This is a genomic window from Streptomyces sp. NPDC087845 (genome assembly GCF_044742755.1).
In the GTDB taxonomy this organism is placed as follows: domain Bacteria; phylum Actinomycetota; class Actinomycetes; order Streptomycetales; family Streptomycetaceae; genus Streptomyces.
On record NZ_JBIUVC010000017.1, the window covers coordinates 51694 to 66079 of the forward strand.

General features: G+C 71.7%; 12 protein-coding genes. 4 read left to right on the forward strand and 8 right to left on the reverse strand.

Annotated elements, in window-relative coordinates; genetic code table 11:
- Positions 1 to 147: 147 nt before the first annotated feature.
- Complete coding sequence (locus tag ACIOMQ_RS32915) at positions 148 to 540, forward strand: SCO5389 family protein (protein ID WP_030971516.1); 393 nt, start codon at positions 148 to 150, stop codon at positions 538 to 540.
- Positions 541 to 617: 77 nt separating this feature from the next.
- Here the strand turns inward: ACIOMQ_RS32915 and ACIOMQ_RS32920 are convergent, their stop codons facing one another.
- Entirely contained in the window at positions 618 to 1661 is a 1044-nt protein-coding gene (locus tag ACIOMQ_RS32920; RefSeq protein ID WP_362204704.1) for an LLM class flavin-dependent oxidoreductase, read from the reverse strand.
- Positions 1662 to 1869: 208 nt separating this feature from the next.
- Between ACIOMQ_RS32920 and ACIOMQ_RS32925 the strand changes: the two genes are divergently transcribed.
- The gene (locus ACIOMQ_RS32925) at positions 1870 to 2199 is read left to right on the forward strand and encodes an ATP/GTP-binding protein (protein WP_362204707.1); all 330 of its coding nucleotides are present in this window, start codon (positions 1870 to 1872) and stop codon (positions 2197 to 2199) included.
- Between the two features lie 54 nt (positions 2200 to 2253).
- Here ACIOMQ_RS32925 and ACIOMQ_RS32930 read toward each other — a convergent pair whose 3' ends face one another.
- From ACIOMQ_RS32930 to mce, 7 genes are all read right to left on the reverse strand, one after another.
- Positions 2254 to 3123, reverse strand: coding sequence for an ABC transporter permease subunit (locus ACIOMQ_RS32930; protein ID WP_362204710.1), 870 nt, complete (start codon positions 3121 to 3123; stop codon positions 2254 to 2256).
- Entirely contained in the window at positions 3120 to 4244 is a 1125-nt protein-coding gene (locus tag ACIOMQ_RS32935; protein ID WP_362204713.1) for an ATP-binding cassette domain-containing protein, read from the reverse strand. Before ACIOMQ_RS32935 ends, ACIOMQ_RS32930 begins: the two co-directional genes overlap by 4 nt.
- Positions 4245 to 4430: 186 nt before the next feature.
- On the reverse strand, positions 4431 to 5210 hold the full coding sequence (locus ACIOMQ_RS32940) for an ABC transporter permease subunit (RefSeq protein WP_362204716.1): 780 nt from the start codon (positions 5208 to 5210) through the stop codon (positions 4431 to 4433).
- Positions 5211 to 5215: 5 nt separating this feature from the next.
- Positions 5216 to 6208, reverse strand: a complete 993-nt coding sequence (locus ACIOMQ_RS32945) for an ABC transporter ATP-binding protein (RefSeq protein WP_401985310.1) — start codon at positions 6206 to 6208, stop codon at positions 5216 to 5218.
- Between the two features lie 97 nt (positions 6209 to 6305).
- Positions 6306 to 7244 (reverse strand): cellulose-binding protein, encoded by a 939-nt coding sequence (locus ACIOMQ_RS32950; protein WP_362204722.1) that lies wholly within the window; start codon positions 7242 to 7244, stop codon positions 6306 to 6308.
- Positions 7245 to 7428: 184 nt separating this feature from the next.
- A complete protein-coding gene (gene scy / locus ACIOMQ_RS32955; protein WP_362204725.1) occupies positions 7429 to 11289 on the reverse strand; it encodes a polarized growth protein Scy in 3861 nt (1286 codons plus the stop codon).
- A gap of 164 nt (positions 11290 to 11453) precedes the next feature.
- The gene (gene mce / locus ACIOMQ_RS32960; RefSeq protein WP_327369904.1) at positions 11454 to 11882 is read right to left on the reverse strand and encodes a methylmalonyl-CoA epimerase; all 429 of its coding nucleotides are present in this window, start codon (positions 11880 to 11882) and stop codon (positions 11454 to 11456) included.
- A 135-nt stretch (positions 11883 to 12017) separates the two neighbouring features.
- Between mce and ACIOMQ_RS32965 the strand changes: the two genes are divergently transcribed.
- Positions 12018 to 13217, forward strand: coding sequence for an acetyl-CoA C-acetyltransferase (locus tag ACIOMQ_RS32965; RefSeq protein WP_362204730.1), 1200 nt, complete (start codon positions 12018 to 12020; stop codon positions 13215 to 13217).
- A gap of 90 nt (positions 13218 to 13307) precedes the next feature.
- A complete protein-coding gene (gene meaB / locus ACIOMQ_RS32970) occupies positions 13308 to 14264 on the forward strand; it encodes a methylmalonyl Co-A mutase-associated GTPase MeaB (protein ID WP_362204733.1) in 957 nt (318 codons plus the stop codon).
- Positions 14265 to 14386: the final 122 nt, after the last annotated feature.

The following is a 14386-nucleotide window of genomic DNA, read 5'->3' on the forward strand; positions in this document are numbered from 1 at the left end:
CCGGTTGTGTTCCCAATCTCCTGGTGCGGCCGTGACTGCGCCCTTACCGTGTAAGCAGGAGGTCGCCGTCTGTGCACGCTGCGTCGCCGTCCTCCTTCCCTGCCCGTAAGGCCCCGGCCCGTCGTCGGGGTCGCGAGAGGAGAACCCATGTCGCTCGACGTCTCACCGGCGCTGTTGGAACAGGCCGAGCGAGGCGAGGTCGACGAAGCCGACTTCGTCGACTGCGTCCGGACCTCCCTGCCCTACGCATGGGAGATGATCAGCTCTCTGGTGGCCCAGCTGAAGGTCGACGGCGGAGAGTTCGCCGACAATCAGACGCCCCCGCCGGACGAGCAGGCACGTGGTCAGCTGCTGCGCGCGCTGGCGAGTGATGCCATACGCGGTGCTCTGCAGCGGCACTTCGGGGTGCGCCTGGCCTTTCAGAACTGCCACCGTGTCGCGGTGTTCCCGCTGGACGCCTCGGTCGACGAGCGTCTGGCCCGGTTCACCTCGGTGCGGGGCCAGTTGCTCAATCAGTCGCCCGAACTACGGGACTGCTAAACGCTTCTGCTGCCGCTCCGGGCCGGGGGAGGTGCAACTGGCTCCGGGGCGGCAGCCCCCGTACCTCCCACCACGTGTCATGTGAGCAGCGGCAGTACTTCGGTGCCCAGCCGCGCCACGTTCTCCTCCGTGGCCGTCAGATCTCCCGAACCCTCCGCCAGGAGCGCGAAGCGGGTGATCCCTGTCCGCTCGGCGGTGGCCGCGAGCCGGTCGGCCGCCAGCCGGGGCGGGCCCACCGGATGGAGGCCGCACAGCAGCTCCGTGTAGGCGACCGGGTCGCGCATCACCCGGTGCCGGCCGTCGACCGTCACATGGGCGTCCAGGCCCTGCCGCAGCCAGCCGGGCATCGCCTTCACGAGCGTCTCCACGGCGTCCTCGGCACGGTCGGCGATCTGGACCACCCCCGCGGACACATGTCCGGCCTCCCGGACGCTTTCGGGCGAACGCCCCGCGGCGAGCGCGGTGGAGCGCCACAGGGCGATCATCTCGGCCTTCTCCTCGTCCCCGCAGTGCATCCCGAGGAGCATCGGCAGACCGTTCTGCGCGGCGAGCCGCACCGTCTTCGGCGAGGTGCACGCGACGATCACCTCGGGGCCGCCGGGGCTCTCGGCGCCGTCCCGGCCGAGCAGCTCGTCGGCCCGGGGGACCACCGCCACCTCGCGGAAGCCGTACCGCTCGCTGTTCCCCGCGACCCGGGGCTCGGTCAGCCAGTCGAGCAGCAGCTCCAAGGACTCCGGGAAGCCCTTCTCGTACGCCTCCAGGCCCCCGCCGAACACCTCCAGGTCCACCCAGGGACCGCCCCGGCCGACGCCGAGCGTGAATCTGCCCCCGCTGGTGAGATGGAGCAGCGCGGCCTGTTCGCCGAGCGCGACGGGATGCTGGGTCGGCAGCACGCTCACCGCCGTGCCCACCCGGATTCTCCGGGTGCGGCCGAGCAGCAGCGCGGCCAGGGTGACGGCGGACGGGCAGACCCCGTACGGCACGAAATGATGTTCCGCCAGCCAGACCGAGTCGAGGCCGGATTCCTCCGCGACCTCGGTGGACCGGATCGCGCGGTCCAGCGCTTCCCCCGGTCCCTGTCCCGGAAACTGGGCTGCCAGTACGAACGTTCCCACACGCATCGCCAATTGCCTCCTTGCGGCTGACGCGGCTCTCCCCTACCCGCAACAACGTCTGACACGTGCCAAAGGCACGGTCCGGTCGCAGGTTGTTGCGATTTTCCGGTAACTCACCCCGCCCGGGAGCGGCCCCGTGCGGTGCCGGACGCGGGGCTCCGCCGAATGGCCCTACGCTGGACGGAACTGTCCAGCCTGCCCCGTGAGGTGTCACGTGTCCCCGCGCCGCAACCGCCCCCGAGGCGGCGAGAGTCCCCACGACAGCCCGGCGGAGCCGGGGGCCCGGTACGGCGGCGGGGGGCGTACCGAGGAGTGGCGGGGCGAGGAGTGGTCGGTACGCCCGGTGAGCGGCGCGAGCGCGGCCGGCAAGCGCTACCGCTGCCCCGGCTGCGACCAGGAGATCCCGTCCGGCGTCCCGCACCTGGTGGCCTGGTCCGAGTACGGCGGGATCGACGACCGCAGGCACTGGCACAAGGCCTGCTGGAACGCGAAGGACCGCCGCACCACACAGGTGCAGCGGTCCAGGAACGCTCCGCGCCACTGAGCCCGGGGACGGGCCGGGGCGGTGCCACCCGTCCCGGGCGCCGCCGGCGCCCGGTCAGACGTCGCGGTTCTCCAGCGTGACGTACGCGCCGAGCATGACCGCGGCCGTCACCCCGAGCATGATCCACAGCGGGTCCCAGCCGGACGGTCCCGACCCGGTGACCGACGTGCTGTAGAAGGCGCTGAGCTGGCTGGGGATCGAGTACTCGAAGAGCGCCTCCCGCAGGCCGGACAGCGAGTCCGCGAACATGAACATGGCCAGCACCAGCGGCAGCAGCACCACCCCGATCATGATCGTGATCGCACCCGCGGAATGCCGGATGAGCGTACCGACGGCCAGCGAGAGCAGCCCCAGCGTGGCGAGGTAGAGGCCGACGCCGACCGTGGCCCGCAGCCATTCGTCCCCGGTGGGCGCCTTGCCGTCCAGCATCGCCGAGTGCAGCGCGGCCACCACCGAGGTCACCAGGGTCGTGAGGGTGAAGGTGAGCAGGAAGAAGACGATCGCCTTGGCGGTCAGCACCCGGGCACGGCTGGGGCAGGCCGTCAGCGTCGTACGGATCAGGCCCGTGCCGTACTCGGAGGCGATCGTCATCACGCCGAGCGTGATCACGCAGATCGAGCCCAGCAGCACGCCGAAGAAGCCGAAGCTCAGCTTCGGGACGCTGTCCGTGGGGGCCTCGGTCACGGTGAGCAGGACCGCCGTCATCACTCCGAAGCCGAGTACCAGCACGATCATGACGCCGAGCGTCCACATCGTGGAGCGCACCGAACGGATCTTGGTCCACTCGGAGGCGAGCGCATCGCCGAGGGTGGCGCGGCGCAGCGGGATCGGTGAGGCGTAGAGCCCGGCCGGCGCGTCCTGCCAGTTCTGCTGCGGGGCCGTGGCCGGCTGGTACGGCGCCTGCGGGGGCGGCGGTGTCGTCATCGGGCGTCCTCGCTGGTCTCGCTCTTGGTCAGGTCTGCGGGGGCCGCGACCGGCGCCGCCGGGGCTTCCGCGTAGGGGTTCTGTCCGGGCGGCGGCGGGGCGTACCAGCCCTGCTGGGGCATCTCCGGGACCGGCGGCTGTCCGTACCCGGGCGGCTGTCCGTACCCGGGCGGCACCGGCTGCTGGAGCCCGGCCTTCTGGTCCGTCGTCGAGCGGTAGTCCACGGCGCCCTGCGTCATCCGCATGTACGCCTCCTCCAGCGAGGCCTGGTGCGGCGAGAGCTCCCACAGCCGGACGTCCGACTCATGGGCCAGATCGCTGATCCGCGGCAGCTGCAGACCGGTGACCCGCAGGGCCCCGTCCGGCTCCGGCATGACCTGGCCGCCCGCCTCGGTGAGCGAGGCGGTCAGCTTCTCCCGCTGCTCCCGCGCACCGTCCGCGACCCGCACCCGGGCGAAGTCGGCCGAGTTGGCGGAGATGAAGTCCGTGACGCTCATGTCGGCGAGCAGCTGCCCGCGGCCGATCACGATCAGATGGTCGGCGGTCAGCGCCATCTCGCTCATCAGATGGCTGGAGACGAAGACCGTGCGGCCCTCCGACGCCAGCGTCTTCATCAGATTGCGGACCCAGAGGATGCCCTCGGGGTCGAGACCGTTGACCGGCTCGTCGAAGAGCAGCACCTGCGGGTCGCCGAGCATCGCCGCCGCGATACCGAGCCGCTGGCCCATACCGAGCGAGAAGCCCTTGGACCGCTTGCGCGCGACATCGTGCAGACCGACGACACCGAGCACCTCGTCGACCCGGGCGGCCGGGATGCCGGCGAGCTGGGCGAGCGAGAGGAGGTGATTACGGGCGCTGCGCCCGCCGTGCACCGCCTTCGCGTCCAGCAGCGCACCCACCTGCCGCGGGGCGTTCGGCAGGCTGCGGAACGGGTGGCCGCCGATCGTGACGTGACCGGAAGTCGGTCGGTCCAGGCCCAGCATCATGCGCATGGTGGTGGACTTGCCCGACCCGTTGGGACCCAGGAACCCGGTGACGGTGCCCGGCCGCACCTGGAAGGAAAGGTTGTACACGGCCGTCTTCGCACCGTAGCGCTTGGTAAGGCCGACTGCCTCGATCATGCTCCAGCCCCATCGACTTCTGTCTGTCGTCGGGGCACGGGCCGTCCGGCCGCACACCCCCGTAAGAGTTAGGAGGATATCCAGGCGTTGACGGTTCCGGCCAAGTCGTCACGGGAGCGCATCGCCTCCGCGTCGGAGCGGACGGAGTGCTTCCGGGGCCGGGCGTGCGCCCCGGAAGCACTCCGGTCACGCGTCGCGCTTCTTCAGCACGAGATAGCCGCCGATCAGCGCGGCCACCACCCAGGCGAGCAGAATGCCGAGCCCGCCCCATGGCCCGTACGGCGCGGGATTGCTGCGCATGGCGTCCGGAACCACCTGCATGATCTTGGACCCGGCCTGGTCGGGGAAGTAGCGGGCGACCTTCTTCGCGCCCGGGACCACCGACAGGATCTCGGAGACCAGGAAGAAGAACGGCATCAGGATGCCGAGCGACAGCATGGAGCTGCGCAGCATCGTCGCCACGCCCATGGAGAAGATCCCGATCAGGCCCATGTAGAGGCCGCCGCCGACGACCGCGCGCAGGACGTTCTCCGCGCCGATGCCCGTGCCGTGATCGCCGAGGAGCGCCTGGCCCAGGGAGAACGAGACGAAGCTGGTGACGATGCCGACCACCAGGGCCAGCACACCGGCCACCGCGACCTTGCTGAAGAGGAACGAACCGCGCTGCGGTACGGCCGCCAGCGAGGTGCGGATCATGCCCGAGCTGTACTCCGTACCGACCACCAGCACACCGAAGACGACCATGGCCAGCTGGCCGAGGACCATGCCGGAGAAGCTGATGAACGTCGGGTCGAAGGTGGCCCGCTGCTCCACGGGAAGGTCGTCGAACTGGGCGTTCATCAGGGCACAGAGCGCCGCGCTCATGGCGACGGTGACGGCGAACGCGGCGATCAGGGTCCAGACGGTCGACGAGACCGTACGGATCTTGGTCCACTCGGAGGTCAGGACCGCGGGTACCGATGCCATGGTTGTCACACCCCCTGTCCGGAGCCGGAGGGGGTCTGCCGCTCGTACACGTCGCCCCAGTGCGGACCCACGGGCGGCGGCGCCTCGGTGAGCTCCGAGTGCGCGTGGTACTCCACGGAATCCGCTGTCATCTGCATGAACGCTTCCTCCAGGGAGGCCCGCTGCGAACTCAGTTCGTGCAGCACGATCTGGTGCCGGGCGGCGAGCTCGCCCAGCGCCTCGGTGGTCGCGCCGTCGATCTCCAGCGTGCCGTTCCCCGTCTCGACCACGACCAGCCCCTCCTCGTGCAGCACATCGCGAAGCCGCTCCTGCTGCGGGGAGCGCAGCCGTACGTAACTGCGGGAGTTCTGATGGATGAAATCGGCCATCGAGGTGTCGGCGAGCAGCCTGCCCTGACCGATCACGATCAGGTGGTCCGCGGTGAGAGCCATCTCGCTCATCAGGTGCGACGAGACGAAGATCGTCCGGCCTTCCGCGGCGAGTGCCTTCATCAGATTGCGGATCCAGTGGATGCCCTCGGGGTCGAGACCGTTGACGGGCTCGTCGAAGAGCAGTACCTGCGGGTCGCCGAGCAGCGCGGCCGCGATGCCCAGCCGCTGGCCCATGCCGAGCGAGAAGCCCTTCGACTTCTTCTTCGCCACCGCGGTCAGGCCGACGGTGTCCAGCACCTCCGCGACCCGGCTCTCCGGGATGCGGTTGCTCTGGGCGAGACAGAGCAGATTGTTGTACGCGCTGCGCCCGCCGTGCATCGACTTGGCGTCCAGCAGCGCCCCGATGTACTTGAGGGGTTCCTCCAGGTCGCGGTAGTGCTTGCCGTCGATGCGCACCGAACCGCTGGTGGGGTTGTCGAGATCGAGCATCATCCGCATCGTCGTGGACTTGCCCGCCCCGTTGGGCCCCAGAAAGCCCGTCACCATTCCGGGTCTGACCCGGCACGAGAGCCGGTCGACGGCAACCTTGTTGCCAAAGCGCTTGGTGAGGCCATCAAGCTCGATCATGCGTTCACGCTAGAACGGCCGCGCGCCCGGCGCCACCACAGGGGCGGAACCGGGCGCGCAAGAGGTACGCGTCACGTACGGCTGCGGTACTCCGGGGTCAGCGGGTCTGCTGAGCCGGAACGCCGCGGGTGGCCGGCTCGTCGTCGGCGGGGGAGCCGGCGGCGGCCACGGCGGCACCGGTCAGCGTCGCCAGCATTTCGCGGACGTTGGTCAGCTGGGCGTTGATCGAGTCGCGACGGTTGGTGAGCGCCGCCAGCTCGCGCTCCGACTCGCTGCGGATCCGGTCGGCCTTCGCGTTCGCGTCGGCCACGATGTCCTCGGACTGGCGCTGCGCGGTCTCCACCGTCTGACGGGCCCGGCGCTCGGCGTCCGTACGGAGCTTCTCGGCCTCCAGGCGGAGCTGCTCGGCGCGGTGCTCGATCTCGGCGAGGCGCTTCTCGGCCTTGGCCTGACGGGACGCGAGGTCGCGCTCCGACTGGTCGCGGCGCTTGGCCAGGTTGGTCTCGAAGTCCGCGGCGGCCTGGGCGGCCTTGGCGCGGGTCTCCTCGAAGAGGGCGTCCGCCTCCTCGCGCTTCTGCGCGGCGTCCTTCTGGGCGTCCGCACGCAGCGTGCCGGCCTCACCCTTGGCCTTCTCGACGATGCGAACGCCCTCGTCCTCGGCCTTCGCCTTGCGGTCGGCGGCGAACGACTCGGCGTCGTTGCGTACCTGCTGGGCGGCCGACTCGGCGAGCTCGCGGTGCTGCTCGGCGGCGCGACGGGCCTCCTCGCGCAGGTCCTTCGCCTCCTCCTCGGCCAGGCGGAGAATCTTCTCCACTCGGGCGCCGAGACCGGCGTACGACGGCTCCGCGTCGCTCACCTGGGCCTGGGCGTTCTGCGTTTCGAGGTGGAGCTCCTCGATGCGCTTTTCCAGAGACGTGATGCGGGCGAGAGCACTATCACGGTCGGCGACGAGCTTGGTAATGCGGTCATCCACCTGACCGCGGTCGTATCCACGTCGCACGAGCTCGAAGCCGAAGGGGGAGGAAGGGTCGCTCATGGGGTTCCTGTCGAATGAGACCGGTGAGGTGTTAGAGGGAATCCTAGGGGCCCGGACGGCGTGTCATCGAGCGGATGCCCGTTTGATCTGGAGAATGACACCCCTTTTGAGTGGCTGACCCCCGTAACTCTTGCTACTCGGAGGGTTGAACGTTCCTGACGAAGCACGGGAGATGACAGGGTGACTACCCGTCGGACGACTTGCCACTCGAACGAGTGCCTGCCGAGGCCCCGGCCTTGACGCCGCCCGCGGAACCGCCACCGCCCTTGCCGCCACCGGCCGGTGTCTCGAACGACTCCAATGCCTCCAGCACGTCCTGGACGCGGGAGATCTCGGTGTTGATGTCCGCGCGCCGGCGCACCAGCAGATCGAGTTCGCGCTTGCCCTCGTCCACCATGCGCTTCGCCTCGGCCTCGGCGTCGGCCCGCAGCTTCTCGGCCTCGCGGACCAGCGTGGCCTTCTTCTGCTCGGCCTCCTTCAGCAGCGACTCGGCCCGCTTCACGGCGGCGATCCGGACCTTGCTCGCCTCCGAATTCGCTTCCGCCAGCAGCTCCTTGGCCTTGGCCGCCGACTCGTCGCGCTGCTCGGTCGCCGCCTTCATCAGGTTGTCGACGCGCTCGCCCGCCGTCTTCATCTGCTCGGACGTCTCGCGCCGGGCCCGGTCGTGCAGCTCCTCGATCTCGCTCTCGATCCGGGTCCTGAGCTCCTCGGCCCGCTCCCGGATGGCCGTGGCGTCCCGGCGCGCGCCGACCAGCAGCTCGTCCGCGTCCGTACGGGCGCGCTCCACCAGGGAGTTGCCCTCGACAGTCGCCTCCGAGGTGATCCGCACAGCTTCCTTGCGGGCCGCGCCGACCATCGTGTCGGCCTGCTCCTCGGCCTCGGTGGCGGCGCGCAGCGCCTCCTCCTGGGCCTTGTTGACGAGCTGGTCCGCCTGCTCGGCGGCATCGGCACGGCGCTTCGCCGCGGCCTCCCGCGCCTCGTCGAGCAACCGGTCGGCCTCCTCGCGGGCCTGAGTCCGCATCAGCTCGGCCGCCGCCTCCGCCTCGGCGCGCACCCGCTCCGACTCCTCGCGGGTACGGGCCGCGTGCTCCTGCGCCGAGCCGACGGTGGCCGCCGCCTCCGCGCGCAGCCGCTCGGCCTCGTCGGCGGCCTCGTCCGTCGCCCGGAGCGCCTGCTGCTTCGCCTCGTCGACCAGCCCGTTCGCCTGCTGCGTCGCCTCCTCGACGAGCCGGGTGGCCTGCTGCGCCGACTCCGTGCGGATCCGCTCGGCCTCGCTCGTCGCCTCACCCACCAGCCGGTCGGCCTGGGTCGCGGCATCCGAACGCATCCGGTTGGCGTCCTCGCGGGCCTCGGCCCGGCTCCGCGCCGCGTCCTGCTCGGCGGAGGCCAGCGCGTCGGAGGCCTCGGTACGCATCCGCTGGCTGTACTCCGCGGTGTCCGCGCGCAGCCGCTCCGACTCGGCGATCGCGTCGGCGACGGTCCGCTCGGCCATCGACCTCGCGGCCTCGGACTCCTCCTGCGCCTCCCGCCGGATCCGGGCCGCGTCCTCGCCCGCCCGCTCCCGCTCGGCGTGCGCGTCGGTGCGGACCCGGTCCGCCTCCTCCTGCGCCTCGGACTTCGTCCGCTCCGCGACGTGCTCGGCGGTCGAACGCAGCCCGGCGATCTCCGCCTCGGCCTGCTCCTGAAGCCCGCTGACCGAATCCCGTACCTGCTGGGCGGTCTGCTCGGCCGACGAGACCAGCTCGGTCGCCCGGCTGTCCGCCTCCTCGACCAGGCGCTGGGCCTCGGCCTGCGCCTCCTCGACCCGCTTGCGGGCGGAGGCGAGCAGTTCCTCGCTCTGCTCGCGGGCCCGCTCGCGCTCCTGGTTCGCCTCGGTGCGCGCCGCGTCGAGGGTCTCCTCGGCCGCCCGGCGGCGCCGGTTGGCCTCCTCCTGCGCGGCGGCCAGCGCCTCGGCCGCCTCCGCGCCCACCCGCTCCGCGGCGGCAGCGGCCTCGGCACGCACCCGGTCGGCGCTCTCCTGCGCCTCGGACTTGAGCCGTTCCGCCTCGGCGCTCGCCTCACCGCGCAGCCGTACGGCGGTGGACTCGCCCTCCGCACGCGACTGCGACGCGTCCGCCGCGGCCTCGTCGCGCAGCCGCTCCGCCTCGGTCTCCGCCTGCTCCCGCAGCGTCCGCAACCGCTCGGCGGCCTCCGCGCGCAGCCGCTCGGACTCCTCGTTCGTCTCGCGCCGGATGCGCTCCGCCTCGGCGCGCGCGTCCGTGAGCTCCTGCTCGGCGGTGGTGACCCTGGTCTCGGCCTCGGTGTGCAGCCGGGTCAGCTCCTCGGCCGCCTCCGCCTGCCGGGCCCCGACCGCCCGCTCGGTCTCCTCGCGCAGCTCCGCCGCCGCCCGCTCGGCCGCCGTGGTGGTGGACCGGGCCTGCTCCTCGGACTCGGTACGCAGCTCCTCGGCCTCGGCGCGGGCGCGCTCCAGAGCCTCCTCGGCCTGCTTGCGCAGCGTGCCGGCCCGTTCGGTCGCCTCGGTACGGACCCGCTCGCTCTCCGTGCCCGCGGTGGAGCGCAGCTCCTCGGCGTCCGCCTTCGCCTTGGCCAGCAGTTCCTCGGCGGTCTTCGCGCCCTCCTCGATCTGCTGGACGGCCTCGCGGCGGGCCTCGCCGCGGATCCGCTCGCCCTCGGCGACCGCCTCCGAGCGCAGCTGCTCGGCCTCGCCGCGCAGCCTGCGCGCCTCCTCCTGCAGCTCGACCGTCTTGGCCCGGTACTCCTTGGTGTCGTCCTTGGCCGCGCCCTTGAGCTGATCGGCCTGCTCGGCGGCCTCGCCGCGCAGCCGGTCCGCCTCGGCCTCCGCCTCACGACGGATCCGGTCGGCCTCCTCGCTCGCCGCCCTGGTGGTGGACTTCGCGTCCTCGGACGCCTTGGTCAGCACCTCCTCGGCGGACCTGGCGGCCTTGGCGAGCTGGGCCGCGGCGTCCTCGGCCGCCGCCGTGCGGGCCTGCTCGGACGCCTCGGACCGCAGCCGGTCCGCCTCGGCACGGGCGTCGGCGAGCGCCTGCTCGGCCTCCGCCTTGAGGGCCTCGGTGTCCTTGGTGGCCTCGCCGACCAGGCGGGCGATCTCCGACTTGGCCGTACGGGTGCGCTGCTCGTTCTGCGACTCGGCGGCGGCCAGCCGCTTGACGGCGGCCTCCTTCGCCTCGCCGGTGACCTTCTCGGCCTCCAGCCGGGCCTCGCGCAGCTGGGTCTCGGCCTCCTGCATGCGCTGCTCGGCGGCCCGGTTCAGCTCGGCGGTCCGCTGCCGGGTCTGCTCGGTCTCCGCCGTCGTCGACGTACGCAGCTGCTCGGCGTGGCTGGTGGCTTCCTGCGCCTGGCTGGAGGCGGCGTTCAGCAGCCGCTCGGCGTCCTTGCGGGCGCGCAGCAGGAGCGACTCCGCCTCGGCACGGGCCGACTCGGCCTCGGAGCCGAGCCGCTGCCGGGTCTCCTCCGCCAGCCGGCCCGCCTCGGCGCGCGCCGCGGCCAGCGACTGCTCGGCCTCGGCACGGGACTCCTCCAGCAGCCGGCGGGCCTGGGACTCCGTCCTGGCCCTGAGCTGCTCGGCCCACGCGACGTTCTCGTTGACATGGGACTCGACGGTCTGGCGGCGCTCGGCCAGCTCCTGGTCGAGCTGCTGGCGCCGCTGCACGGCCTCGTTGTGCAGCTCGGCCTGGAGCCGCGCCTGGTGCTCGGCGTGCTCCTGAAGGATCCGCTGCGTCTGCGCACGGGCGTCGCGGAGCTCCCGCTCGGCGTCCGTCCGCAGCTGCTCGGCCTGGATCTGGGCATTACGGAGCAACTGCTCGGCCTGGTAGCCGATGTCCGCGCTGTCGTAGGCGGGACGGTTCGCGAGATTGCGCCGAGCCTCGTGCAGCTTGGCGCGCAAGACCTCGACCTGGTAACCGAGGTCCTCGGCGTGCTGGACGGCCTTCTCCCGGTCGGTCTTCAGCCGGTCCATCTCGGCTTCGAACCGCGAGAGGTGGTCGTCGTCAGCTCGGTGGCTCTCCTGGCGTTCGTAGCCCCGCACTGCGCGGTCCCATCCGTCCCCTGGTCGCAACTCTCCAACGAGTACCGTTCGCCGGCGAACGGTCCCCCGGGGAATGGTGACAGATCAACGGCTGAGGACGCGGCGCGGCCCCGACCCGGCCCCGGCCCGGAACCGCCCACTCTACCGGGCCAGGTATCCGGAGGTCAGTGCTCCGCTGCGGACGTGACCAGTTCGGTGAGGACGCCGTGGCAGTCCTTGGGGTGCAGGAAGGTGATCCGGGACCCCATGGACCCGGTCCTGGGCTCGTCGTACAGCACCCTGACCCCCTTCTCCCGGATGTCCGCCGCGTCGGCGTCGACGTCCGCGGTGCCGAAGGCGATGTGGTGGACGCCCTCACCGTTCTTCGCCAGCCACTTGCCCACGGCCGAGTCCTCCCGGGTCGGCTCCAGGAGCTGGAGGTAGGAAGCGCCGCCGTCGGACGTATCGTTGATCTTGAGCATGGCCTCCCGCACACCCTGCTCCTCGTTGATCTCGGAGTGGAACACCTCGAACCCGTAGGTCGAGCGGTAGAACTCGACGGTCCTGTCCAGGTCGAAACAGGCGATCCCGATGTGGTCGATTCGCGTCAGCATGGAACCAGTGCAGCGCCACACGGATGGTTACGCAACGTGCGCGCCATCACACCCGCTGCCGGATGACGGGTGAGGTACCGCTCAGTACATTCATGTAAACCCTCGTTCACTCCTCATCCCAAGGGGCTGCGCCACATGTCAGGAACGACCGGTACCACCTCAGTGATCGTCGCGGGCGCGCGTACGCCCATGGGCCGCCTCCTCGGCTCGCTGAAGAGCTTCTCCGGGGCCGACCTCGGCGGCTTCGCCATCAAGGCCGCGCTGGACCGGGCCGGCATCGGCGGCGACCAGGTCGAGTACGTGATCATGGGCCAGGTGCTGCAGGCCGGTGCGGGCCAGATCCCGGCGCGCCAGGCCGCGGTCAAGGCGGGCATCCCGATGAACGTCCCCGCGCTCACGGTGAACAAGGTGTGCCTGTCCGGGCTCGACGCGATCGCCCTCGCCGACCAGCTGATCCGCGCCGGCGAGTTCGACATCGTCGTCGCCGGCGGCCAGGAGTCCATGACGAACGCGCCGCACCTGCTCCCGAAGTCCCGCGAGGGCTACAAGTACGGCGCGATCGAGATGCTCGACTCGATGGCGTACGACGGTCTGACCGACGCCTACGAGAACATCCCGATGGGCGAGTCCACCGAGAAGCACAACTCCCGCCTCGGGCTGAACCGCGCCGACCAGGACGAGATCGGCGCCCTCTCGCACCAGCGCGCCGCCGCGGCCCAGAAGAACGGCATCTTCGAGGCCGAGATCACCCCGGTCGAGATCCCGCAGCGCAAGGGCGACCCGGTCCTCTTCTCCAAGGACGAGGGCATCCGCCCGGACACGACCGCGGAGGCCCTCGGAAAGCTGCGCCCGGCCTTCACCAAGGACGGCACGATCACCGCGGGCACCTCCTCGCAGATCTCCGACGGCGCCGCCGCGGTCGTCGTCATGAGCAAGGCCAAGGCCGAGGAGCTGGGCCTGGACTGGATCGCCGAGATCGGCGCCCACGGCAACGTGGCGGGCCCGGACAACTCGCTCCAGTCGCAGCCGTCCAACGCCATCAAGCACGCCCTGAAGAAGGACGGCCTGGAGGTCGCGGACCTCGACCTCATCGAGATCAACGAGGCGTTCGCGGCGGTCACCGTCCAGTCCATGAAGGACCTCGGTGTCACCCCGGACAAGGTGAACGTCAACGGCGGCGCCATCGCGCTGGGGCACCCGATCGGCATGTCCGGCGCCCGCGTGGTGCTGCACCTGGCGCTGGAGCTGAAGCGGCGCGGCGGCGGCACCGGGGCGGCGGCGCTGTGCGGCGGCGGCGGCCAGGGCGACGCGCTGATCATCCGCGTCCCCAGGTAGGAACCGGCGGGGCCCGGTCAGGAACGGCTCGGGCGAGCCGTACGTAGTACGTGGTACACGCAGAGCACGCAGCGAGCGAACGGAGCGGTGATGGTGGACGTCCCCACCCTGGTGGAGCAGGCCCGTGCGGGCCGGCCGAGGGCCGTGGCCCGGCTCATCTCCCTGGTGGAGGGGGCGTCGCCGCAGCTGCGCGAGGTGATGGCGGCCCTGGCGCCGCTGACGGGCAACGCGTACGTCGTCGGCCTGACCGGTTCGCCCGGTGTCGGCAAGTCGACCTCCACGTCCGCGCTCGTCTCGGCGTACCGGCGGGCGGGCAAGCGGGTCGGCGTCCTGGCCGTCGACCCGTCCTCGCCGTTCTCCGGCGGCGCGCTCCTCGGCGACCGGGTCCGGATGTCGGAGCACGCCTCCGACCCGGGCGTCTACATCCGCTCCATGGCCACCCGCGGGCATCTGGGCGGCCTCGCCTGGTCGGCACCCCAGGCGATCCGGGTGCTGGACGCGGCGGGCTGCGAAGTGATCCTGGTGGAGACGGTCGGCGTCGGCCAGTCGGAGGTGGAGATCGCCTCCCAGGCCGACACCTCCGTCGTCCTGCTGGCGCCCGGCATGGGCGACGGCATCCAGGCGGCGAAGGCCGGAATCCTGGAGATCGGCGATGTGTACGTCGTCAACAAGGCCGACCGTGACGGCGCGGACGCCACCGCGCGCGAGCTCAACCACATGCTGGGCCTCGGCGAGTCCCGGGGGCCGGGCGACTGGCGGCCCCCGATCGTGAAGACGGTCGCCGCCCGGGGCGAGGGCATCGACGAGGTCGTCGAGGCGCTGGAGAAGCACCGCGCGTGGATGGAGGAGCACGGCGTGCTCGCCGAGCGGCGCACCGCCCGTGCGGCCCGCGAGGTCGAGACGATCGCCGTCACGCGGCTGCGCGAGCGCATCGGCGATCTGCACGGCGACCGCCACATCGGCGCGCTCGCCGAACGCATCGTGGCGGGCAGCCTCGATCCGTACGCGGCGGCGGACGAGCTGGTGGCGGGTCTCACCGGGGCGTAGCGCCCCCTCCCGGGCCGGCCGGGGAGGACGGATCCGGGGGCGGCGTGCGGGCCGCTTTCCGGGACCGCCCGGGTGCCGTGGGGCGCGGCCCGGGGCCGGCTCGGGCCTTCGGGACGCTCCGG